The 22,399-nt window shown below is 71.1% G+C and carries 13 protein-coding genes; 8 read left to right on the top strand and 5 right to left on the bottom strand.

Annotation, left to right across the window (positions count from 1 at the left end; genetic code table 11):
- Positions 1 to 661: 661 nt before the first annotated feature.
- Positions 662 to 1,174, top strand: a complete 513-nt coding sequence (locus AC6F7H_RS04160) for an effector-associated constant component EACC1 (protein WP_500755274.1) — start codon at positions 662 to 664, stop codon at positions 1,172 to 1,174.
- A 2-nt stretch (positions 1,175 to 1,176) separates the two neighbouring features.
- On the top strand, positions 1,177 to 5,913 hold the full coding sequence (locus AC6F7H_RS04155) for a caspase, EACC1-associated type (RefSeq protein WP_500755273.1): 4,737 nt from the start codon (positions 1,177 to 1,179) through the stop codon (positions 5,911 to 5,913).
- A gap of 62 nt (positions 5,914 to 5,975) precedes the next feature.
- Here the strand turns inward: AC6F7H_RS04155 and AC6F7H_RS04150 are convergent, their stop codons facing one another.
- Complete coding sequence (locus tag AC6F7H_RS04150; protein ID WP_500755272.1) at positions 5,976 to 6,287, bottom strand: hypothetical protein; 312 nt, start codon at positions 6,285 to 6,287, stop codon at positions 5,976 to 5,978.
- Positions 6,288 to 6,659: 372 nt separating this feature from the next.
- On the opposite strand from AC6F7H_RS04150, the gene AC6F7H_RS04145 reads away from it, so the two are divergent.
- From AC6F7H_RS04145 to AC6F7H_RS04135, 3 genes are all read left to right on the top strand, one after another.
- Complete coding sequence (locus AC6F7H_RS04145; RefSeq protein ID WP_500755270.1) at positions 6,660 to 7,862, top strand: serine/threonine-protein kinase; 1,203 nt, start codon at positions 6,660 to 6,662, stop codon at positions 7,860 to 7,862.
- A gap of 115 nt (positions 7,863 to 7,977) precedes the next feature.
- Positions 7,978 to 11,013, top strand: coding sequence for an SNF2-related protein (locus tag AC6F7H_RS04140; protein WP_500755269.1), 3,036 nt, complete (start codon positions 7,978 to 7,980; stop codon positions 11,011 to 11,013).
- 1 nt (position 11,014) lies between these two features.
- The gene (locus AC6F7H_RS04135) at positions 11,015 to 16,600 is read left to right on the top strand and encodes a DNA methyltransferase (RefSeq protein ID WP_500755268.1); all 5,586 of its coding nucleotides are present in this window, start codon (positions 11,015 to 11,017) and stop codon (positions 16,598 to 16,600) included.
- A gap of 59 nt (positions 16,601 to 16,659) precedes the next feature.
- Here the strand turns inward: AC6F7H_RS04135 and AC6F7H_RS04130 are convergent, their stop codons facing one another.
- The 4 genes from AC6F7H_RS04130 to AC6F7H_RS04115 all read right to left on the bottom strand — a co-directional run bounded on the left by AC6F7H_RS04130 (position 16,660) and on the right by AC6F7H_RS04115 (position 19,270).
- Positions 16,660 to 16,848 (bottom strand): DUF397 domain-containing protein, encoded by a 189-nt coding sequence (locus AC6F7H_RS04130; protein WP_500755267.1) that lies wholly within the window; start codon positions 16,846 to 16,848, stop codon positions 16,660 to 16,662.
- Positions 16,845 to 17,696: a helix-turn-helix domain-containing protein gene (locus AC6F7H_RS04125; protein WP_500755266.1), complete on the bottom strand. Its 852-nt coding sequence runs from the start codon at positions 17,694 to 17,696 to the stop codon at positions 16,845 to 16,847. The genes AC6F7H_RS04130 and AC6F7H_RS04125 overlap by 4 nt, the downstream gene beginning before the upstream one ends.
- A 273-nt stretch (positions 17,697 to 17,969) precedes the next feature.
- Positions 17,970 to 18,725, bottom strand: coding sequence for an inositol monophosphatase family protein (locus AC6F7H_RS04120; protein ID WP_500755265.1), 756 nt, complete (start codon positions 18,723 to 18,725; stop codon positions 17,970 to 17,972).
- A complete protein-coding gene (locus AC6F7H_RS04115; RefSeq protein ID WP_500755264.1) occupies positions 18,722 to 19,270 on the bottom strand; it encodes a 2'-5' RNA ligase family protein in 549 nt (182 codons plus the stop codon). Before AC6F7H_RS04115 ends, AC6F7H_RS04120 begins: the two co-directional genes overlap by 4 nt.
- Before the next feature lie 255 nt (positions 19,271 to 19,525).
- Here AC6F7H_RS04115 and AC6F7H_RS04110 point away from each other — a divergent pair, with 255 nt between their 5' ends.
- The 3 genes from AC6F7H_RS04110 to AC6F7H_RS04100 all read left to right on the top strand — a co-directional run bounded on the left by AC6F7H_RS04110 (position 19,526) and on the right by AC6F7H_RS04100 (position 22,395).
- Positions 19,526 to 19,984, top strand: coding sequence for an ATP-binding protein (locus tag AC6F7H_RS04110; protein ID WP_500755263.1), 459 nt, complete (start codon positions 19,526 to 19,528; stop codon positions 19,982 to 19,984).
- 68 nt (positions 19,985 to 20,052) lie between these two features.
- Positions 20,053 to 21,036 (top strand): endonuclease domain-containing protein, encoded by a 984-nt coding sequence (locus AC6F7H_RS04105; protein WP_500755262.1) that lies wholly within the window; start codon positions 20,053 to 20,055, stop codon positions 21,034 to 21,036.
- A gap of 96 nt (positions 21,037 to 21,132) precedes the next feature.
- A complete protein-coding gene (locus tag AC6F7H_RS04100) occupies positions 21,133 to 22,395 on the top strand; it encodes a GmrSD restriction endonuclease domain-containing protein (protein ID WP_500755261.1) in 1,263 nt (420 codons plus the stop codon).
- Positions 22,396 to 22,399 lie beyond the last annotated feature (4 nt).

Below are 22,399 nucleotides of genomic sequence, written 5' to 3'. Positions count from 1 at the left end.
GCGGGTTCCGGACAGCGCTCGCCATCCCGGATCGGGCCCACTGCCGACCGTGCCTGGCGGGCGGTCGATCATCGAGGCGAAGGAACAGCCGTGGAGCGGGGCGGAGGCCGGAACGGGTGTTGTGGGGTGGAGGGCATGACTCCCCTGCGGCGACCGGAGAAGCGGTGCGGCTCCTTTGGTCGAGTCGGCGCCCGGAATGAGCGGAGCGGACCATGCCGGGAGAGGTGGTTGTGGCGGCCTGCTCTGCTCCGAGCAGGAGGGACGGACTGTTGGCCATGACGCTCGTTTGACGCTCTGGACGTCCGCGTGCGGGGCGTCGAGCCGAGAAACAGACTCTGCCCTGGACTTTTCCGTGAACAGTATCCGGTGGGGCATCCGGCGGGCGGCGGGTCCGCCGGATGCTTGCGCGAGTGGAGGGGAGCGAGTCCGACGAGGGCGTGTGGCCGCAGGCCGGCTCCGGCATCACGTGCACGATCGGGCTGGGACGGTGGCCAGGGGAAGCATCGCCGTCCGGCGTCGTGAGGCCGGGGTCCTGCACATGCTTCCCCCTCGCCCGGCTCGGATCCCTCGCCACCGGGACGCGATATGGCGTTGCCAACGTGTTTGATCCGTTGGACAGTTGGTGACCCCAGTACCGAGTTGCGTCAGAGTGGGGGCAGAGATGAGAGTGACACTGGCCGTCGATTCCGCCGACGGGGAGGCGGCCGGAGCCTCCGAGGACCTGTACCAGTGGCTCCGCCAGGACCCCGATCTGCGCGGCCTCGTCCGCCGGGAGGTCCCCGCCGTGCCACCGGGCGGTGCCATGGGGGCCCTGGGGGAGCTGGTCTCGCTGCTGCTGGCCCCCGGCGGCCCGACGGCCGCCGCGGGCGCGGCGGTCGTGGTGTGGCTGCAGGGACGCCGGGGCAACCAGACCGTCACGCTCACCCTGCCGGACGGCACCCAGGTCGCGGTCTCCTCGGAGAAGGTGCGCGGGCTGACCGCGGAAGGCGCCGGTGAACTGGCCGAACGGGTGGCCGCGGCGCTCCGGGAGGAGCAGGAACGGGAGCCGCAGGCAGAACCCAGAGCACCGGAGGGCGGACGGCGGCAGGGCACCCGGGACGCCGGGGCCGCCGGGGACACGCCGCGCACCGCGGAGGACGACGGTCCGGACCGGCCGTCCGGGAGAGCGCACTGACGATGGCTCCGGAGGACATACCGGAACCGTCGGCGGGGGCGGATCTGGCGGCGGAGGGCTGCCACGCACTCGTGGTCGGCACGGGGGGCCATCAGGGACGGCAGCTGCCCGGCCTGCCGTCCGCCCTCCGGTCGGCGCGGGACGTGGCGGAGACCCTGAGCACGGTGTGCGGCATGGGTGACCGGGTCACGTTGCTCACCGATCCGGCCTCACCGAGCGAGGTTCTGGAGGCGCTGGCGACGGTCATCGCCCGGGCCGAGCCCACCGAGCAGCGGTACGCGCCCGGGACCCTCCTTCTCTACTTCGCCGGGCACGGCCTGCGCGGCCCCGGTCAGCGGCTCTACCTGGCCACCACGAGCACCAAGTCCCAGACCGACCTCGCCCACTCCGTCCCCTATACGGAGATCGAGCGCTACCTGAGCGACGCGGCCGCCGACCCCGTCGTCATCCTCGACTGCTGCTTCGCGGGCAACGCGCGGGAGCCCGGCCGGAAGGCGCCCGCGGATCTCTTCGCCGGTGCGCGGCCCGCCGGCAGCTACCTGCTCGCCTCGGCGATGCGCAACGCCCTGGCGTATGCCCCGCCGGGTGATGAACACACCCTGTTCAGCGGCAAGTTGCTCAGTCTGCTGCGGGAGGGGGATGCGGGCGGCGCCAAGTGGCTGAGGCTGGGCGGCGTCTACCGGCTGCTCGACCAGCGGCTCCAGGGCGGTGCCGCCCGCCCCTACGGGAGCGGAACCGCACGCATGGGCGAGCTGATCCTCGCCGCCAACCGGCGGTACGCACCGCCGCCTGACACCGGGACCGGACAGACGGCGCCCGACGCCCCGGACCCGGACGCCGTCTGTCCCTACCCCGGCATCGTCCCCTTCCTCCCGGAACAGCACCGCCTCTTCTTCGGCCGCGAGGAACTGACCCGGGGCCTGCTGCGGCGCATCGAACAGTCGCGCCCCGGGGAGCCGGTCGTCCTGGTCGGCCCCTCCGGGGTCGGCAAGTCCTCGTTGCTGCGCGCCGGACTCGTCGTGGCGGCCCAGGAGGCCGGGCTCGGGCCCGTACGGCTGATGTCCGAGCTGGGGGAGCGGCCCTTCCGGCGGCTCGCCGAGGAGTGGGCGACGGCGGTGGGCGGAGCCGCCTCCGACGTTGTCCGGGAGCTGGAACGCGGGCACTTCAGCCGGCCACCGGACGCGGACTCCGGGACCGGGCGGGTACCGCGTCTCCTCGTCATCGACCAGCTCGAGGAGTACTTCACGCTCTGCTCGGACGAGGACGAACGCGACCGGTTCGCCGCCGCCCTCACCGTCGGCGCGGACGCGGAGGACGACGGGGCCGGGGCGCCGGGCCCGCGGCTCGTCCTGGCGCTGCGCGCCGACTTCTACGGCGACGCCCTGAGCGACCCCCGGCTGGCGCCCGTGGTGCGCTCCGGCCACTTCGCCGTGCCCGCCCTGGCCGACGAGGAGGTCGAGGCGGCGATCGTGGGCCCGGCGGAGTACGCGGGCCTGCGGTGGGAGAAGGGCGTCCCGCAGCTCCTGCGGCGCGACGTCAACGAGGAACGCCGGTCCACGGGCGACGCGGCGGCGCTGCCCTTCCTGGCCTACGCCCTCCCCGAGATCTGGCTGCGGCGCCGGGGGACGACCCTGACGTACGCCGGGTACGCGGCTGCCGGAGGCATCCGGGGTGCGGTGGCCACGGCTGCCGACCGGATCCACAACTCCCTGGACGACACCGGCCGCGCGGCTCTGCGGAGTCTGCTGCTGGCCATGGTGCACGTCGCCGACGGGGAGGGACGCCTCGTCCGCCGCCGGGCACTGCCCGGGGAACTGGCCGGGAGTGAGGTCCTGCTGCGCCGGCTCGTGGACGCCCGGCTGGTCGTCGTCGACGAGGAGGGCGGAGCGCAGCTCGGCCACGACGCGCTGCTGCACGGGTGGTCGAGACTGAGCGGCTGGATCGACGAGGTGCGGGACGACCTGCTCAGGCTCCGCCGGCTGACCGTGGCGGCGGAGGGCTGGGCCGAGGCGGGACGCAGACCGAGCGGCCTCTACGAGGGCGCCGCACTGGCGGAGGCGGGAAAGCTCACCGCGGAGCCCGCCGGACCGGTGGGCGACACCCCGCCCGTCCGGCCCCGGGGACGGTTACGCTCCGGCCGCGCGCTCTGGAAGGCCGGCGGGGCGGCCGTCGCGGGGGCGGCCGAGGAGGCTCCCCCGACGGCCGCCCGGGTGCCCGTGCCGCCCGTCGTGCGGGACTTCGTCGCCGCGGGTGAACTCGCACAGCGCCGCCGTCGCCTGGTCACCCGGGCGTGGATCGCCTCCCTTTCGGCCCTCGCCCTGGTGGCGACGTCCCTCTTCGGGTGGGCGCTCCACGAGAACGGGCAGGCCGCGAGCCGGGAGAAGCGGCTGATCGCCAGGGAACTGGCCGCCAAGGCCGACGCCCTGCGCGAGGGCGACCCGCGGACCGCGCTCGCCCTCAGTCTGGCCGCCTACCGCACGGCGGTCATCCCGGAGACCCGGTCCAGCCTGTACGCGGCGTCGATGACCCTCACCCCGGTCCACCTGGCGCCGGCCGCACCGCACCGTACTCCCGTTCTCGAAATCGACTACAGCGCTGACGGCAAGGTCCTGGCGGGCAGTCACCGCGACGGCCGCGTCCAACTATGGGACGTGTCCGCGCCGACCCGGCCGGCCGAGGCGGGCCGGATCGAGGTGGGCAGCAGTGCCGCCGTCGCCTTCCACCCCCGCTCACGCGTCCTCGTCGCGCAGTCGGAGGACGCCCTGACCCTGTGGGACACCACGGATCCCCGTGAGCCGGAGCGCCTCGCCGAGGTGCCGCTCGCACGCCGGGGGACGTACACGCTTGCCTTCAGCGGGGACGGCCGCACCCTCGCCGCGGGCAGCGACGGAGGGCTGCTGCGGCTGTGGGACGTGAGCGATCCCGCCCGGCCCGCGCTGCGCGCACAGCGCACGGTCGCCGGGGAGCCGCTGATCTCCCTGGACTTCACCCGCGACGGGCGGCACCTGATCACGGGCAACGGCAGTGGCGACGGCAACGGCAACGGCGAAGCGGACCCGGGCGAGGCGCCCGCCCAGGTGCGGCTGTGGGACGTCGGCGACCCGGACCGGCCCGTGCTGCAGGACACGGAGGAGGCCGAGACGGTCATGGCGGTGGCCGCCCACCCCCGGCGCGACCTGGTGGTCGCCACCGGCGTGGCGGGGAAGATCGCCTGGTGGGAGGTGGCCGGCGGCCGGGAGCTGCGACGCGTGGAGGTGGAGGACTACGGGGACTCCTGGGGCGACGACCTGGGGGGCATGCCGTCCCTGGCCTTCAGCGAGGACGGCAGGTTCCTGGCGGGAGCGGACCGTGCCCGGGGTGCCAAACGCGGTGAGGCGACCGGGAAGGCGTCCGATCTGGCGAACCGCATGCCCGGGGGGACCCTCCCCGCGGGGGAGCCGGCCCAGTCGGTCGCGTTCAGCCCGGACGGCGGGTACCTGGCGGTCGGCGAGGTGGGCGGCGGGATACGGGTGTGGTCCGACCGGGCCCGGGGGCCCGCTCTGCCGGGCGGCATCCAGGACTCGCCCCAGGCGGGCACCAGCGCCTTCAGCGCCGACGGTGAGCTGGTCATCATCAGGCGGCCCGGCGAAGCGAGTGACACGACGAGCTTGTGGGACGTCAGCGACGTCAAGCGGCCGAAGGTCCGGTACACCCTGCCGGAGGGATGGGGCGCGCCCTACTTCCTGTCCCGCCGCGAGAAGCCGATGTTCCTGGCCCAGCACTGGGACGGAGGACCGGACACCACCCTCCAGGTGTGGCAGTGGGAGGCCGGCGGAACCGTGCGGAAGGGCTCCGGCATCCGGGTCGCCGGAGCGTACCCGGACATCAGGGTGAATCCTGACGGGACGCTGCTCGCGGTGGGTGCGCAACAGGAGGCCGGGATCGCGCTGTGGGACATCCGGGATCCGGCGAGGCCCGTGCGCCGGGGGATGCTTCCGGTGGGGGCGGACGGAGAGGCCGGGAACTCGGTCAACCTGTGGTTCGCCGGGAACGAGACGCTGGTGACCACGGAGGAGGACTGGCACCTCAGGTTCTGGGACGTCACCGACCCCTCACGTCCGCGTAGGGGCAGCCGTATCGACGAGGCGGCTCTGGGGGGCGGGGCGATGTACCTCGACGACTCCCGACTGGTCGTCACCGAGCTGTCGGGAGACCGGATCCGGCTCTGGGACCTCCCCGAGCCCGCCCGCCCCGTCGAGCGCGGCCTGCTGCCGGCCGCACCCAGGGGCTACTTCCCCACGGGTGAGGGGCAGTTGGCGGTGACCCTGGCCGACGGGAGCATCGAGTTCTGGGACATCTCCGATCCGGCACACCCCGAGGAGACCGGCCGTCACAATCTCCAGTTCGAGCAGAAGGTCGAGTCGATCACCATGGCGGCCGGCGGCCGTTACGCGGTGACCAGCGCGCCGCACCGCCTCTGGCCCGTCGGAGAGGACGGGCAGTGGCACACGCCCGAGTTCCTCACCCTGCGGTACGCGGACGCGGTGCACGTGCCTCCGGTCGGATCAGGCGGTACCCTCCCGTGGCTGGCCGTCAGGGACAACAGCCCGTCCGGCATGACGTCGACGGCGACCTACGTCCTTGACTTCGACACCGACGGCCTCTACGCGGACCTGTGCGAGGCGTACCCCGCGGATATCCCCGGGAAACGGTGGAAGGAGCTGTTCCCGCACCTGGAACGCCGGTCGCCGTGCGGCTGACGAGACGGCGCCCGCCTCAGGTCGGGCAGGGGCCCGGTGGGCGAGGGCCTGCCGCACCGCGCTCACCTCACCGGGTCCGCCGTGGGGCGCAGCGCGGTGACGACCTGCCGGAACACCGCACCGCGTCCGGTGGCTGCTTCGGCGCGCAGGAGCACCACGGTGGCCGGGTCCACGGTGAAGTGACAGGTCAGGGCATCGTCCGTGGCCCGGGAACTGAAGGGAAAGGTCCGCAGGGGCCGGACGGTGGCCCGGACGGAGGTCGGTGAGGTGGCCTCGACACGAGCGAGGTGGGAGACGATGCGGGCCGGGGTGAGCAACTCCGCCAGGCGGGCGGCCGCCGGTCTCGTCCGGTCCGGCGCATAGTCTCCCGTCATCGTCAGGGTCTCCCCGCCGCACGAAACCGTCCAGGTCCGCATCGCCCGGGTCCACGCCGAGGTCCGCCTCGGTGTCCCGCGCCGCGTACTCGATGTCGACGGCCGCGTCCACGCGCGCGTCCTCGGCCGCCGTCGACGCGATCCGGGCCAGAGCCCGGGAAGCCGGCTGTTCGCTGCCCGCGGGCGGGCCGCCCGGCCGGTGGGTGACTGCCACGAACCCCAGGTCTCCTCATCGCCAGGCCGGTTCGGCGCCCACTGTACGTAGTGGAGGCGGCGCAGAGGGAGCACGGACTTGCATAGACTGACTCCGGTGCGGGCCGGCCCACATTCCGGAGCAGCGGTTGCAGGCCGCACAGGGGGAGGCACAGCACCGTGGAACCACTGAGAGACGACGACCCGAAGACGGTCGGGGGCTTCACGCTGGTGTGCCGGATCGGGGCCGGCGGTATGGGCCAGGTGTTTCTCGGCGAGTCCCCGGCCGGTCATCAGGCCGCCGTGAAGGTCATCAAGCCTTCCGTCCTCGACGAGGACACCCGCGCACGCTTCCTGTCCGAGGTGGACAGTCTGCGCACTGTCTACGGGCCGTTCGTCGCGGCCTTCGTGGGAGCCGACGCAGACGCCGATCAGCCCTGGCTCGCGGTGGAGTACGTCCCCGGACCGGATCTGCGCACCCTTGTCGCCGGGCACGGGCCCCTCCCGCTCGTCGAGACCGCCAGCCTCGGGGCGCTGCTGGCCGAGGGCCTCGGCACGGTGCACGATGCGGGGCTGCTCCACCGCGACCTGAAGCCGCAGAACATCCTGCTGTCCCGGTACGGCCCCAAGGTGATCGACTTCGGTCTCGCCGTGCTCGCGGAGCGTCGCACCACCCTGACGGCGACCGGCTTCGTCGTCGGCAGCGTGCTGTGCATGCCGCCGGAGCAGGCCCGGGGCGAGCAGCGGCTGGACCGGCCGGCCGACGTCTACGCGCTCGGTTCGGTGCTGCTGTTCGCCGCGACCGGGCACTATCCGTACGAGGGGCCGACCTGGCAGGCCGTCGCTCTGCGGATCGAGGACCCGGCGACTCCTCCCGACCTGACGGACCTGCCACCGGAACTCGGGCCCCTGATCACGGACATGCTCGCGCCGGACCCCGGCACCCGGCCGACTCTGCCCGAGGTCATCGAGCGGCTGGTGCGGGTCATCCGCGACCAAGGCCTGACCGCCCTCCAGGCCAAGCGCCGCCTCACCGACCTGACGCCCGAGATCGTCGTGCCCCAGCTCCCCGCCCCGGCCCTCGAGCCCGCGCCTGGAGCCGGCGTTCCCGCTTACACGCCCACCGACGTCGATCCTGCGGCGGTGGAGGACGACGAGCAGACGGGCGCGCCGGTACCGGCCGGGGCAGGGCAGCACGCCGTCGACGACGAACCCGGCGGGGAGTCCGGGAGCAGCGCCGGCCCTTCTGCCCCGCGGGACATCGTCCTCGGACCGGACGGAACCCCGTCCACAAGGGGCAGGACCACCGGAGTCCGCCCCTCGGCGCCCCTGCGGATCGCCGAGAAGATCCGTGCCGGGTACGCCCGGGAGGCACTCTTCTGAGCAGCTCCGACCCGTCCGCGGGAAGCCCGCACGACCCCCGGTCCCCTCTCCACCCTCCGTGACAGACTTGCCGTCGCAGGACCGCAGGACAAACAGGAAGACTAAGGGGCCGCAGGTGACCGATCAGGGGGCGACGCAGGACGGGACCCGGTTCCCGCCGGGGGCGCAGATCCTCGTACGGGACGAGGAGTGGCTGGTCCGCAACACCACCACGACCGACCACGACGGGGAGCGGATCGAAGCCGTCGGCCTCTCCGAGTTCGTCCGGGACGAGGAAGCCGTCTTCTTCAGCGGGATCGACGAGGTGGAGCTGCTCGACCCGGAGAAGACTCTCCTGGTTCCCGACACCTCCTCGTACTTCCGGCGCAGCCGCCTGTTCCTCGAAGCCGTCCTGCGTAAGACGCCGCTGCCCCAGTCGGAGCGGGGCCTCGCCCTCGCCGACCGCTTCCTGCTGGACCCGCTCGTCTACCAGCAGCGCCCCGCCGAGCTCGCCCTGTCCATGCGCAACCTCCGCCCGCGGGTGCTGATCGCCGACGTCGTCGGTCTCGGCAAGACGTTGGAGATCGGCCTGACCCTGGCGGAGCTCATCCGCCGCGGCCGCGGCGAGCGCATCCTGGTCGTCACCCCGCAGAGCATTCTGGAGCAGTTCCAGCATGAGCTGTGGACCCGTTTCTCGATCCCCCTGGTACGGCTCGACTCCCTCGGCATCCAGCGCATCCAGCGGGAGATCCCGGCGGGCCGGAACCCATTCACGCACTACAAGCGCGTGATCATCTCCGTGGACACGCTCAAGAACATCGGCCAGTACCGGCACCACCTGGAGCGCATCCGCTGGGACGCCGTCGTCATCGACGAGTCCCACAACCTGATCAACCCCGGCAGCCAGCGCCGTGCCCTCGCCGAGATCCTCGCCCCGCGCACGGACGCCCTGCTGCTCGCCAGCGCCACCCCGCACAACGGCGACAAGCGCTCCTTCGCCGACCTGATCTCCCTCCTCGACCCGGCCGCCATCGCCGACCGCGACCACTACGATCCGGCGCAGGACCTCGGCCACCTCTACATCCGCCGGACCAAGATCAGCCCCGAGGTGCGCGAGGAGATGGGCACCGAGTGGCCCGACCGCGGCCCCACCGTCTCCCTCCACTGCGCCGCCACCGAGGCGGAGGAACGGGTCTTCGCCGAACTGGCCGAGCACTGGATTCCCGCCCCACCGACGAGTACGGAGTTCGGGACGGCCGACCAGGAGCCCGTCTCGGTCGCCGTCGAGCCGGTCTTCGCCTACAACCTGCTCAAGACGTTCCTCTCCTCGCACGTCGCCCTGGGCGAGACGGTCACCAACCGCATCGCCTCCCTCGCCGACCGGGTCCGCAAGGCCGAGGAGAAGGGACTGCGACCCGACCCGGCCATCGGCCCCGAGCAGGCTGCCCTCGCCCGGCTGCGGGAGATCGTCGCCGGCATGGGCGACGGCACCGCTCCCGGTGACTCCGCCAAACTCGACGCGCTCGTCGAGCAACTGAAGGAGATCGGCATCGGCCCCCGGTCCGCCACCCGGGCCGTGGTCTTCTCCGAACGCGTCCGCACGCTCATGTGGCTGGCCGAGGTCGTCCCCGCCCGTCTGGGCTTCCCGGTCGCGGCTGACGGCACGGCGAAGGCCGTCACCGTCATGCACGGCGGCCTCAGCGACGACGAACAGGCCAAGGTCCTGGAGGCGTTCGGCCTCGCCGACACCCCGGTCCGGTTGTTGTTCACCGGCGATGTCGCCTCCGAGGGTGTCAACCTGCACCGCCAGTGCCACCACCTGATCCACTACGACATCCCGTGGTCGTTGATCCGCATCGAGCAGCGCAACGGCCGTATCGACCGGTACGGGCAGAAGCACGAGCCCCGGTTCAGCGCCCTGATCCTCACCTCCGCCGTCCCCGGGGCCAAGGACGACCGCACGGTTGCCGAGAAGCTGCTCCGCCGGGAGGAGGAGGCGCACAAGCTGGACGGCACGGCCGAGGCCGTGTCCGGTTTCTACCGGGCCGAGGTGGAGGAGCGCCGGCTCATCGACGAGCTGGTTCGCGGCAGCACGGTCGAGGACTTCCTGGACGCCGCCCCCGGCGCCGACGACACCGCCCTCGCCGACCTGTTCGGCCAGGTGGACTCGATCACCGAGCAGGAGCTGCCCGCACGCGCCGAGCTGATCTCGCTCTTCGAGGGTGACACGGCCGCCTTCGTCGACACCGCCCTCGACGTGGTCTACGAGGAGCGCGCCGAGGACCTGATCGGCCTGTCGTCCGGCACCGACGCCAAGGGCGGCGCGTACTTCTCGCTCTCCCCGGTCAAGGCCCCCGACCTGCTCCACCGCCTCAAGGCCCTGCCGCCCTCCTACCTGAAGGAGCAGCGCGTCGCCGAGCGGATGCTGGTCACCTTCGACCGCACCCTCGCGCAGCGGAAGCTCACCGAGGCCAGGGACAGCAGTACCACCATGTGGCCGGAGGTCTCCTTCCTCACCGACATCCACCCGGTGGTGGAGTGGCTGACGGACAAGGTCCTCGTCGAGTTCGGCCCACAGGAGGCCCCGGTCATCACCACACCCCACGTGGACGGACCGGTGTTCCTCGTTCAGGGCATCCACTCCAACGCCCTCGGCCGTCCCACCGTGGTGCGCTGGATGGCCGTGACCGGGCTCGGCGCCGACGGCTCCGGGACGCCCGAGGTGCGCCCCATGGCGGACGCGTTGCGCGACGCGAAGGTCGGCCCGAGGCTCGCCCGCACCGGCGGGCCGCGCGTCCGGGACGGGCTTCAAGCCCTCGTCCCGGCTGCCGTCGCCGCCGCCCGCGCCCACCTGGACGCGGGAAGGGCCGCGTGGGAGGAACAGATCAGCGAGCCCCTCGCTGCTTACCGCGACCATGTCGCCCAGTGGCGCGCTGACTCCCTGCTGCCCGGCATCACGGGCCGCCGTGAACGCCTCGTCGAGGAGACCGCCGACGAACTGGCCCGGCTGCTGGACCAGTTGCACACCTCCGGCCACCCGTTGCTGCGCGTCCTGGCTGTCCTCGACCACCCTGGCGACGCGGACGCCCCCGGCACCGAGGGCGAAGCCGACGCCGCGGGCGGCCCCTTCGCATCCGACGCCCACCCGTCCGACGCCCAGGCGGAGAACTGACGTGACGTACGACTCGCTGGTCAACCACGGCGACTACCTCTCGGCCCACTACCTCGCCGAAGTCCTCCCCAAGGACCTCAAGGCCAAGGACGGCCTCCTCACCCGCTGGGCCGCCTTCGAGGAGGAGGAACGCCGCCGCCACGCCGACGCCGTCGCCGAGGCGAAGCGCCAGGGCCTCGACCCCGCCGCCGTCCCCCCGCGCGCCCGCACCCCCCGTGAGGGACTGCGCGCCCTGCACGGCCCCTACTTCGCGGGCCGCGCCGCCCTCGCCCAGGACGCGGAAGCGCTCGCCGACCCCGACGCGCCCGAACCCGAGGGCTGGCGGAAGCGGTTCACCGAAAGCCACCTGGACACCCTGCACGCCCTCGGCTACACCGCCGCCCACGAGCAGACCGTCACCGTCCACCGCGCCGACCACGCCTACACCCTCCAGGTCCTTCACGCCGAACCCGGCCTGTACGCCGTCTCCTGCGGCTGGACCACCGAGCCTGACGCCGCTCTCGACCCGGACGGCGCCGGCCGCCTGCTCCACCCCGTGGACCTGGAGGCGTCGGCGGCTCCGCTCGAAGACGCCAAGGCTCTCACCGACTTCCTCTTCGCCTGCGACACACCCCCGCGCCACGTCCTCCTGCTCGTCGGCGGCGTCATCGTCCTCGCCGACCGCCTCGCCTGGCCCGAGGGCCGCTACCTGGCCGCCGACCTCGACGTGGCCCTCAACCGGCGCGACGACCGTCACGGCGGTGAACTCGACACGCTGGCCGCCCTGTTCGGCGCTGACTCGCTGCGCGTCCCCGCCGAGGGCGGCACCGCACCGCTCGCCGGCTTCCTCGACAAGTCCGGCAAGCACGCCGTCGGTGTCTCCACCGAGCTGCGCGAGGGCCTGCGCCTGAGCGTCGAGTGGATCGCCAACGCGGTCCTCGCCCGCCTGCGCGACCCGGAGAACGGCGTCGCCCCGGCCGACCTCGACGACCCGGCCCGCCTGGCCAAGGAGCTCAGCCGCGAATCGCTGCGCTACCTGTACCGGATCCTGTTCCTCCTCTACGCGGAGGCCAGCCCCGCCCTCGGCATTTTGCCCTCCGACTACCCCGAATACGAGCAGGGCTACGGCCTCCAGCGTCTCGGTGACCTCGTCCTGCGCGACCTCGTCGGTGAGCGCTCCCGGCGCAGATTCCACCTGTACAAGTCGCTGGACCTGCTCTTCGACAAGGTCGAGCACGGCCACCGCCGCTACGGCACCGAGCCCGAGGACCTGGCCGCCGAGGCCGCCGCCCGCGAGGCCGCTGAGGCGGAGCGGGAGGCGGACGGGCTGCTCGCCGCCGGGGCCATCACCCGGGCCGAGCACACCGAGCGCGTCCGCGAGGCCGACCGCGCCCGCCGCGCCGCCGCCCGCAGCACGAGCGCGGGTCTGCGCTTCGAGGCCCTGCGCTCCGAGTTGTTCACCAAGGAGGCCGTCCGCCTCATCTCGGACAAGCAGATAGAGAACCCGGCCTACCGGGGCGGCGAGGGCGAGAAGCGCCTCCCGTTCCTGGACACCCGGCTGCGCAACGAGACCCTGCACAAGGTGTTGCGCCGCCTGATGCTCACCCAGGGCCGGGGCCGGGAGCGCGGCGGGTTCATCTCGTACGCCCAGCTCGGCATCAACCAGCTCGGCGCGGTGTACGAGGGCCTGATGTCCTACACCGGCTCCATCGCCGAGGAGGACCTGTACGAGGTAGCCAAGGGCGGCGACCCCTCCGGCGGCAGCTGGACCATCCCCGCCTCACGCGCCCAGCACTACGCGGACGACGTCTTCGTCACACGGACCAACGAGGAGACCGGCCGCCAGGAGCGGGTGGTCCACCCCAAGGGCACGTTCGTCTACCGCCTGGCCGGCCGCGACCGCCAGACCTCCGCCTCGTACTACACCCCGAAGTCCCTCACCGAGGTCACCGTCGAACTGGCCCTCAAACACCGGCTGGACCAGCACGACACCGTCACCGAGGCCAGGGAACTCCTGGAGTGGAAGATCTGCGAACCGGCCCTCGGCTCGGGCGCGTTCCTCAACGAGGCCATCGACCAGGTGGCCGCGGAGTACCTGCGGCGGCGCGAACACGAGCTGGGCCGCCGGGTGGACCCCGAGCTGCGGCAGATCGAGCTCCAGAAAGCCAAGGCGTACATCGCCCTGCACAACGCCTACGGCGTCGACCTCAACGCCACGGCGGTGGAGCTGGCGGAGGTCTCCCTCTGGCTCAACTCCATGCACCCGGGCATGCGGGCCCCCTGGTTCGGCCTGCACCTGCGGCGCGGCAACTCGCTCATCGGCGCGGGCCGCAAGGTCTACAAGGCCGATGTCCTGACGGATGGCCAGTGGCTGGCGAAGAAGAACACCCTCCCGCCGACCGACCTGCCGTTCCGGGAAGGCCCGCTGCCCGAGGGCGCGGTGCACCAGTTCCTGCTGCCCGCGATCGGCTGGGGCGCGGTCGCCGGGGAGCCGGAGGCGAAGAAGCTCGCGGAGGACGCGGCGAAGGCGCTGGGGAAGTGGCGCAAGGGCGTGCAGAAGGCGCCGAAGGGGCCGAAGCCGTTCCCGGAGACCGCGACCAAGGTGGTCAAGGACCCGAGGACCGGCGAGAAGATGCGACGGCCGGAGACCGAGGACGAGAAGCGAGCCCGCTACGCGCGCTGGCACAAGGCCGCCGAGAAGACCGAACTCTGGCGGCTCCAGGGTCTCGCCCGTCGTGCCGAGTTCCTGTGGTCGCTGGTCGCCACCCGCCTTGAACTCTCCGAGCGGGCGGTCGCCCGCCGCATCGACGTGTGGGGCGCGGACTGGCTGGAGCAGTCCTCGGAGGCGGAGGACAAGCAGAAGGTTCTCGACGACCTGACGCGCCACGGCACGCCGTACTGGCGGCTGAAGACCGTGATGGACGCGTGGTGTGCCCTGTGGTTCTGGCCGCTGGACAAGGTCGGCGAACTGGACGGCGCGGACCCGGTGTATGGGACGGGCGGCGCGCTCGTCGATGAGTCGTCGGTGGCGGGGCTGCTGGGCGGGGGGCGTCCGGCGGTCGCCACGGCGGCGGTGGCGGAGCCGGCCGGCCCCGCGCCCGGGGACCAGCTGTGGCGGAAGCCGGATCTGTTCGACGACCCGGACGGCGAGCAGGAGGAACTGGGCGCGGGCTCCGGACCGGAGGCCAGGCCCAGGCGGAGCGCGCCGCGCCGCAGGACCGATGGTGGGCAGCCGGAGAGGAAGACCGTCCCGCTCCAGAGCCTCGGTGACTGGCTCGACTTCCTGGAGAGCGTCCTCGGGAAGGTCGACATGCCCGAGAACTCGCTGCTCTCCGGCATCGAGAACCTCAGCCCGGACGACGCGCTGGACCTGCTGACCGACGTCGAGGACCGCCTGGAGGGCTTCCTCGGCATGGAACCGGCCCGGCTGCTGCCGTTCCGCTACCCGTGGCTCAACACGGTCGAGGACATCGCCGGCACGACGGAGAAGGACATAAAGGCCGAGGACGGCCACGGCTTCTTCCACTGGGAACTGCATTTCGCGCACGTGTTCCGGGGGCCGGGGGGCGGGTTCGACCTTCAGGTGGGGAATCCGCCCTGGGTGCGGCCGGAGTGGCTGGAAAGCCAGGTACTGGCGGAGCTTGATCCCTGGTTCATGCTTGCCGAGCAGCCTTCGGCGACGGAACGGCGAGAGAAGAAGGAGTCAGTGCTGGGGGACGCCGGAGCACTCGGGTACTACCTGCGTGAGCTGGCAGCAATCAGCGGGATTTCGGAGATGCTGGGGTCACCTGCCGCCTACTCGGTGCTTGCCGGTACTCGCCCAGACCTCTATCGAGCTTTCATGAGCCGGGTCTGGAGCAACCTTGGCCAGGGCGGCATGGCGGGCCTCATCCATCCGGACACCCACTTCGGAGGAGTGAAGGATGGGCGGCTTCGTGGCGCGGCCTACCGGCACTTGCGGCTGCACGCTGGCTTCATCAATGTCGGGAACTGGGCCTTCGAAGCAAGCCGGAACACTGAGTTCGGCGTGCACATTTATGGCAACTGTCAAGAAGCGGTCCGTTTCGACAACCTCAGTCGCTTGTACGGCGTCGAGCCGCTGTTGGCGTCTCTGGGCCATGACGGTCAGGGCGAGGTACCCGGTATGAGGCATGCCGGTACCTGGGATCTGCGCCCCCATAAGGCGCGAGTGATCGAGGTCGACGAACCCGTATTGGCGGAATGGCGACGACTGACAGGGGACACGGACATTCCTGAGTCTCAGGCTGCGCTGCTCCAACCGACCACTACGGGGGAGCAGGGAGCGATTGAGGTGCTGTCGGTTGTTGGCGCGCGACTTGGGCAGCACAAGCCGAGCATCAGCCAGGGCTACAACGAAACGAACGGCAGGAAAGACGGGTTCATTGCCTGGTCCACGTCACAACCAGCCTCGCTGTCCGAGTTGGTCATCCAAGGCCCGCACTTCGGCATTGCCACTCCGATCAGCAAACAGCCCAAGGTGCCGTGCCGAGGCAATCACGACTGGACGAGCTTCGACCTGACAGCGCTTTCGGTGGACGCAGTGCCACGGACGAACTACGTCCGCCCAGAGACATGTTCGCTCAAGAGGTATGAAGACGAGCAGGACTCCTGGTTGGATCGATCGCGGCTTGAGGTCGACTGGCAGCCGAGCGCCGAGGAGTGGGCAGGCCGCAGCGATGTCCTGACTGAGGACGAGCTGAAGTTGGATGAGGGCGAGCAGCGAGAGCTGCTACGTCAGCGGTTGTGGTTCTTCCGGCCCTACACCCGGTTCTACCGACTGGCGTGGCGTCGGATGATCCCGTTCAACACGGAGCGGAGTCTCTTTGCGTGCATTGTCCCGCCTGGTCCGGCACATGTAGACGCAGTCAACTCCATGGCCCTTGCTGATAACCGAACCACGTCATTGAATGCGGGATTCTGGGCGTCTCTTCCGATCGACTACTTGCTCCGCATTACTGGCAGATCTGACCTCCGGGTCACCGAAGCCCACAAGATGCCCTATGCCGACCCTGCCCACCCCCTTTCTGGACCTCTCCTCCTCCGTACACTCCGACTCAACTGCCTTACCAAGGCATACGCGCCCCTCTGGGCCGAGCTTTACGACGAAACCTGGCCTGGCTATGAGGGCTGGGCCGTGAAGTGGCCTGACCTTCCGCCGCTCGCCGGCGGCATCACGAAGGAATGGGGTTACGGCACTCCCCTCCGCACCGAGTACGAGCGTCGCGCCGCCCTTGTGGAGATCGACGCCCTGGTGGCGGTGTGGCTCGGGATGAGCGCGGACGAGCTGATCGCCATCCATAAGGCGCGGTACGCGATTCTCGCTGATCGGGAGTCACATATGTGGTTCGATTTCAACGGACGTCAGTTGGCCAAGGACCCGTATGCCCACGGTCACGGTCAGACCAGGGAGCACTACGAGCAGCTCCTTGCCTTCCAGGAGAACGAGCGTCCTGAGCCCCCCGAGGGCTACACCGCCCCCTTCTACAAGGCGGACCGGGAGAGGGAGATGCGCGAGGCGCACGCTCACTTCTCCGCGCGGCTTCAGGAAGCCGTCGACCAGGGCAAGTGGATGCTGCCTGCCCGGTGAACAACAGCGCCCCGTGCCGGATGTATCCGGCACGGGGCGCTGGTCTTGCAGTGTGAGGGTCAGCCCTGCGCGGTGTAGGTGATGAAGTCGCTCCACGCGGTGGGGGAGAGGGCGAGTTCAGGGCTCCGCCGGTCCTTGGAGTCCCGGACGTGGATCGCCTGCGTGCCCTTCGCCACCTCGACGCAGTCGTCACCGTCGGAACCGCTGTAGCTGCTCTTGAACCAAGCCCGTTCGTCGATGCTGCTCATAGCGCTCCTCGAAGTCGCTTCAGCAGGCTCCTGGAGTCCTCGGAGGTGAGAGCCTGTGAGCGCAGTCTCGCATACCGCTGGAGCATGATGCTGACCTCCTTCGGGTCCGAGATCAGCAGGCCGCCGCGCTGTCCCTCCGCGTAACCGAACCACTTGTTGTCCTGTGCTTCGAGGAGCCTCAACGGCCCGTCGAACCCGGCGTGATCCGGCTGGTATCGCGGCATGATCTGCAACTCGACGTTGAACTGCAACGACCGCTCCAGGAGGCTGTCGAGCAACTCCCGCATCACGTCAGGGCCTCCCGTGCCGCGTTCGACAAGTGCCTGCTCGATGATGAAGCTGAACGAGATGGGTGGCCTGCGCTCGAACAGTTGCTGGCGTTCCAACCGGGCCGCAACCTGCTTGGCCACCTGCTCCTCGTCCTTCACAGGCGGCACGCTCTCTGTCACGGCTCGCGCGTACCGCTCGGTCTGGAGCAAGCCGGGAATCACTCGGCACTCGTAGGTCCACAAGGTGACCGCATGCGCCTCCAACCGGGCCCACTGCCGGAACCAACTCGCCAGTCCCGCCTGCCGCGACAGATGCGGCGCGGCCCTCCGCAGCGCCCCCGTGTTACCGAGGGCTGCCTCCGCGCCCTCCACGAAGTCGCGGTCCGGCATCCGGCGGCCCTGTTCGACGGAGGCGACCGTGTGCTTCGAAAAGCCGACCAGGCCGCCGAACTCCTCACGGCTCAGGCTCGCGTGCTCCCGTAAAGCCTGGACGAACGCTCCGAAGGTGCGCAGACTGTCCGACGCCCCCGGTTCCGCGCCGCCCGCCCCTGTGCCGCTGTCCGTGCTCTCGTAGGCCACCGCCGGTCACCTCCCGTGCCACCCGCCCGCCGTACCACTTCCGATTCGGCCATCGTCACTCACCGTGAGGCGTACTGTCCACAAAATGTATGCGTACGCTGACTCAGCGTACGCAGGGTGGCTCTGGCGAACCCCTTCTTTTCGGCACCACAGTGGGCATAAGATGCGACCGCCTATCCCAACGACCTGCCAAGAACCCGTCACCGTAAGTGTGTTCACCCAGCGGCTTGCGAAGGGCGTGCCGCCAGGGCAGGGCGCTCCAGAACCGCCGACTCAGCCACTGCCCCACAGATCGGCGAGCCACCGGGCCACCCCGGGTGCGCCCGCCAGCAGAACCGGCGAGTCGAAGGAGAAGGCCGTGCCGTCGGCGCCGAGGACCGCCCGCCCCCGTTCGCGGCACAGCGCCACCCCGGCCGCGACGTCCCACGGCTTGGGGGCGATGCACACACAGGCGTCCAGCCAGCCCTCCGTCACGCCCGCCAGGTCCAGTGCCATCGAGCCCTGCATGCGGACCCGGTAGGCCTCGTCCTGGACGCGGTCGAGGACGCGTCGCGCGCCGCTGCGCCCCGAGCCGGTGCCGGAGACACCCACGACCGCGCGGCCCACGTCCTCGGCCACAGGACGTGCTTCCTCCGGGTGGCCCGGCGTCGTCCACCGCCGGCCGAGGGCAGGCGCCTCCACCACGCCCACCAGCGGGACGCCGTCCTGCACATAGGCGAGCGACACGGCATGCATCGGCGCGCCCCGGGCGAAGTTCATCGTCCCGTCGATCGGGTCGAGCACCCAGCAGCGCGCGGGCAGCGGGGCTCCGGGAGTCGACGACTCCTCGCCGACGACCGGGATACGCGGTGTCCGGGCGGCCAGCACCCGCGTCACCCGGGACTCCACCTCGATGTCGGCAGCGGTGACCTCCTCACCGGAAGCCTTGAACCGCGCAGTCGACCAATTCCCTCCGGCCGTCGCCAACCAGGTGGCAGCCTCGTCCACGGCCGCCTCGGCCACCGTCAGCAGCTGCTGCCGGTCCGTCACGTCCGGCTCAGCGGTCGCTCCAGCAAGGTCTCCGCGTGGGCACCGTGCTCACCCATGACGTAGAAGCTGAGCCGGTCGAACACCCACTCCTTGGGGAGGCCGGTCCGGTCCCGCGCGGTGCGGACCAACTCCAGGGCGGTCTCCTCCTCGGTACGGCCCAGTGTCACGTGCGGTGCGTACGCCTCACCGGTGTACCGGTAGCCGTAGCGCTCGTAGCTGGCCCGCTCGGCGGCGGTGAACCGGGAGACGTCCTTGTCGCCGTCGAAGGACGCCCGGTCGAGATGCCGGTCCAGCGCGGCGAGCGCGGCCTCCTGCAGCGCTTCGAGCAGCGGCGGACGCTCCAGTGCGAGGAACAGCCAGCCGGTGGGCTGGTAGACCACACCCGTGGTGGACAGGGACACCTCGCCGTGCAGACCACTCTCGACCGCCGCCGTGCCGATCAGCTCCAGTGCCTCCGCCGGATCGAGGGTGTCCTCGAACGGGCCCTGGAAGAGCGTGACATGGGGGAGGTTGCCGTCCGGATGCAGCGGAGGCTGCAGACGCACCTCACCGCCGATGTCTGCCTGAAGCCGGACGGCGGCACGCAGGTGGTCCGCTCGCGGAAGCAGTGCAACACCGAGCCATCTCGTCACGGGTGAGCTCCGGTTCTTGCTGTCGGCACGCAACCGATAAAACGGCAGATTCCGCGCCAAGTACACACCGTTCACTGCCGGAATGTTCACCACGTGTGTGCGTACGCTGGCTTTGCGTACGCGGGTCGTTGCTGGTGAACGGTCCTGATTCCCCGCCAGATTGGGCACATGACACCACCGTCCACTCCCACAACCGGTCAAGAGACCGCCATCGTGCGTGTGTTCACCCAGCGGTTCAGCTCCACCCCGCGCGGCGCCCGCCTCGCCCGCCGCCTCTCACTGCACCAACTCGACGTCTGGGGCGTGCCGCACGACAGTGAGGCGTCCGACACCGCGGCCCTGCTCGTCGCCGAGCTGGCGGCCAACGCCGTCACGCACGGCCGCGTCCCCGGCCGGGACTTCGAGGTCACCGTCAAGCTCCTCGGCCGGACCCTGCGCATCGAGGTCTCCGACACCCGGGGCGAGCTCCGGCCCCCTGCCCCCGGCTCGGCCCGCCCCGCCCTCGGGCCGCTCGCGGAGACCGGCCGGGGCATGCTTCTCGTGGAGGCGCTCGCCGACCGGTGGGACGTCCTCGACCGCGTCCCCGTCGGCAAGACGGTCGTCGCCGAGCTGGACCTGCCCGGCTGACGCGGACGGCGCGGGGGGAGTTGTCCACAGGGCGGGCGTCAGCCGGGCGCGGTGGCGATGATGGCCCCATGGATGGCTCGATGGAGAGTCCGGTGGATGGCCCGCTGTGGGAAGACCTGACCCGGCTCACCCGCGGCGGCGTGCTGCTCACCGCCCACGCCCTGGCCGTCGGCTGGCCCGCCCGTCGGCTCACCCGGCGACTGCGCCGCGACGGCTGGAATCCGCTCCTGAGGGGCGCCTGGTCGGAGCCGGGCGTGACGGTGGACTGGCTCCTGCGCGCCCGCGCCGTGCAGATACTGCGCCCCCGCCTCGTCTGCAGCCACGGCACCGCCGCCGCTCTGCACCGGATCGAACTGCTGGGGAAGGGCCCCGCTTCGGCCCCGCTGGAGTTCTCCGTCCGCACGGCGTGCCGTGGCTCGACCGACCGGACGCCGGGCGTCCGCGTGCGGGCGGTCACGCACCTCACCGACGACGACCTGACCGCACGGAAGGGGCTCGTCGTGACCACGCCCGCGCGGACCACCGCCGACCTCCTGCGCGCCGGCCCCCGGGACGCCGCTGTCGTCGCCGCGGACTCCGCCCTCTCGCCGCGCCGCGTGGCGGGCGTCTCCCGCCCGGCCCTGGTGACCCTGGCGTCCCTGACAGCCGAGCTGGCTCTCCCCCTCCACGGGGCGCTCCGCGGCCGGCGCTGGCTGTCCCTCGCCGACCCGGCCGCCGGCTCCCCGGCCGAGACCTACGCGCGCCTGCGTCTGCACGACGCCGGGCTCCGTCCGCTCACCCAGCCGACCCTCCGGACGGCCTCCGGACGGCTCCTCCGCCCCGACTTCTTCTTCCCGGAGGCGGGCCTGGTGGTCGAGGTGGAGGGCTACGCCTTCCACGGGACCCGTGAGGCCCACGCCCGGGACACCCGGCGCTTCAACGACCTGGCCACCTGCGTGGGCGTACGCCGAGTCCTGCGCTTCACCGCGACGGAGGTCTTCCAACACCCCGACTCCCTGGTCGACACGACCAGGGAGGCCCTGGCTGCCCTGGCCGGCTCGTCGGTTCTGTAAGAGGTTGGGCTTTTCAGGACACTTGGGCCAGAGGGAAGCGCACGTACGGCTGTCCTGAAGCGCCGCAAAACGGATGAGGGCTATAGGGTGCGGGGCATGGTGGAGACGGAGGGTGGCGGGGGTGGGGCGGGGCGGCGGGGGTACGCCGTGGCGGGGGACGTCGACGAGCCGGATGCGCTCCTTCTTCCCCTCGGAGTGCCCCTCGAGATCGGGTCCGACGGCCGGCCGACCGGTGTGGAGCTGGAGCTGCCTTCCGACGAGGAGGACGAGGACTACGGCGACGCCGACGGCATCTCCGCTTCGTTCCGGCCTGACGACATCAAGATTCACACGGAGACCACCACCGTGGACCTGCTGCTGTCCCGGCTGCGGGAGGGCATGATCGATCTGGCGCCGGACTTCCAGCGCCGGGCCGGGATCTGGACCGACAAGGCGCAGAGCCGTCTGATCGAGTCGCTGCTGCTGCGGATTCCGATCTCCAACTTCCACATGGCCCAGGGCGATGAGGACAAGTGGGCTGTGGTGGACGGAGTCCAGCGGCTCACCGCCGTCGCGCGCTTCATGGAGCCGGGGCTCACGGGGCTGGGCCCGCTGGCCCTCCGGGACCTGGACTACCTGTGGAGGTTCAACGGCAGCACGTACCAGGACCTGACCGGTCGGCTGAAGATCAGGCTGCGTGAGACCCAGCTCACTGTGCACATCCTGCAGCAGGGCACGCCGGAGGCCGTCAAGTACAACGTGTTCTCTCGGATCAACACCGGCGGTGTGCCACTGAAGCCGCAGGAGCTGCGGCACGCGCTGGTGCGGGGACCCGTCCGGGGCTTCCTCGCCGACCTGGCCGAGGACCCGGCGTTCGGTGAGGCAACCCGCTGGAGCGTGTCCAACGAACGGATGGCCGACCGGGAGATGGTGCTGCGCTTCCTCGCCTTCCGTCTGAACAATACGGCCGAGCACACGGAGAAGGACTTCGACAAGTTCCTCATCGGTGCGATGGAACAGGTCAATGCGCTCACCGACTACCGACGGGAGCTGCTGGCACGGGAGTTCCGGGTGGCCATGCGGTGTGCACGGGACCTGTTCGGCGAGCACGCTTTTCGCAAGTGGCGTGGAGGGGAGCGCAGCTCCCCCGTTATCAATAAGGCGCTGTTCGAGACGATCTCCGTCATTCTCGCGCTACTCGACGATCACGAGCGAGACCGGCTGGTAGCGTCCCGGGAGAAGGTGCTCGACAGGTTCGTCGAGCTCATGGGCGACTGGGACTTCGACCGGTCGATCTCCGTGGGCACCGGGAACCCGGCGAAGATCCGCACCAGATTCCAGCACGTGGCACGACTGTTCCGAGGGGTGGCCGAACAGTGATCGA

The organism is Streptomyces sp. MMS24-W38, from assembly GCF_059889265.1.
The sequence above is the reverse complement of the archived record's forward strand: the minus strand, read 5'-3'. Positions and strand labels throughout refer to the sequence as shown.

What these genes read in the sequence shown, in the direction of transcription:
- AC6F7H_RS04130 (WP_500755267.1), bottom strand. Translation starts at nt 16,848, where the DNA reads ATGAGCAGCATCGACGAACGGGCTTGGTTCAAGAGCAGCTACAGCGGT.
- AC6F7H_RS04105 (WP_500755262.1), top strand. Translation starts at nt 20,053, where the DNA reads ATGGATGGCTCGATGGAGAGTCCGGTGGATGGCCCGCTGTGGGAAGAC.
- AC6F7H_RS04160 (WP_500755274.1), top strand. Translation starts at nt 662, where the DNA reads ATGAGAGTGACACTGGCCGTCGATTCCGCCGACGGGGAGGCGGCCGGA.
- AC6F7H_RS04110 (WP_500755263.1), top strand. Translation starts at nt 19,526, where the DNA reads ATGACACCACCGTCCACTCCCACAACCGGTCAAGAGACCGCCATCGTG.
- AC6F7H_RS04150 (WP_500755272.1), bottom strand. Translation starts at nt 6,287, where the DNA reads ATGACGGGAGACTATGCGCCGGACCGGACGAGACCGGCGGCCGCCCGC.
- AC6F7H_RS04155 (WP_500755273.1), top strand. Translation starts at nt 1,177, where the DNA reads ATGGCTCCGGAGGACATACCGGAACCGTCGGCGGGGGCGGATCTGGCG.
- AC6F7H_RS04100 (WP_500755261.1), top strand. Translation starts at nt 21,133, where the DNA reads ATGGTGGAGACGGAGGGTGGCGGGGGTGGGGCGGGGCGGCGGGGGTAC.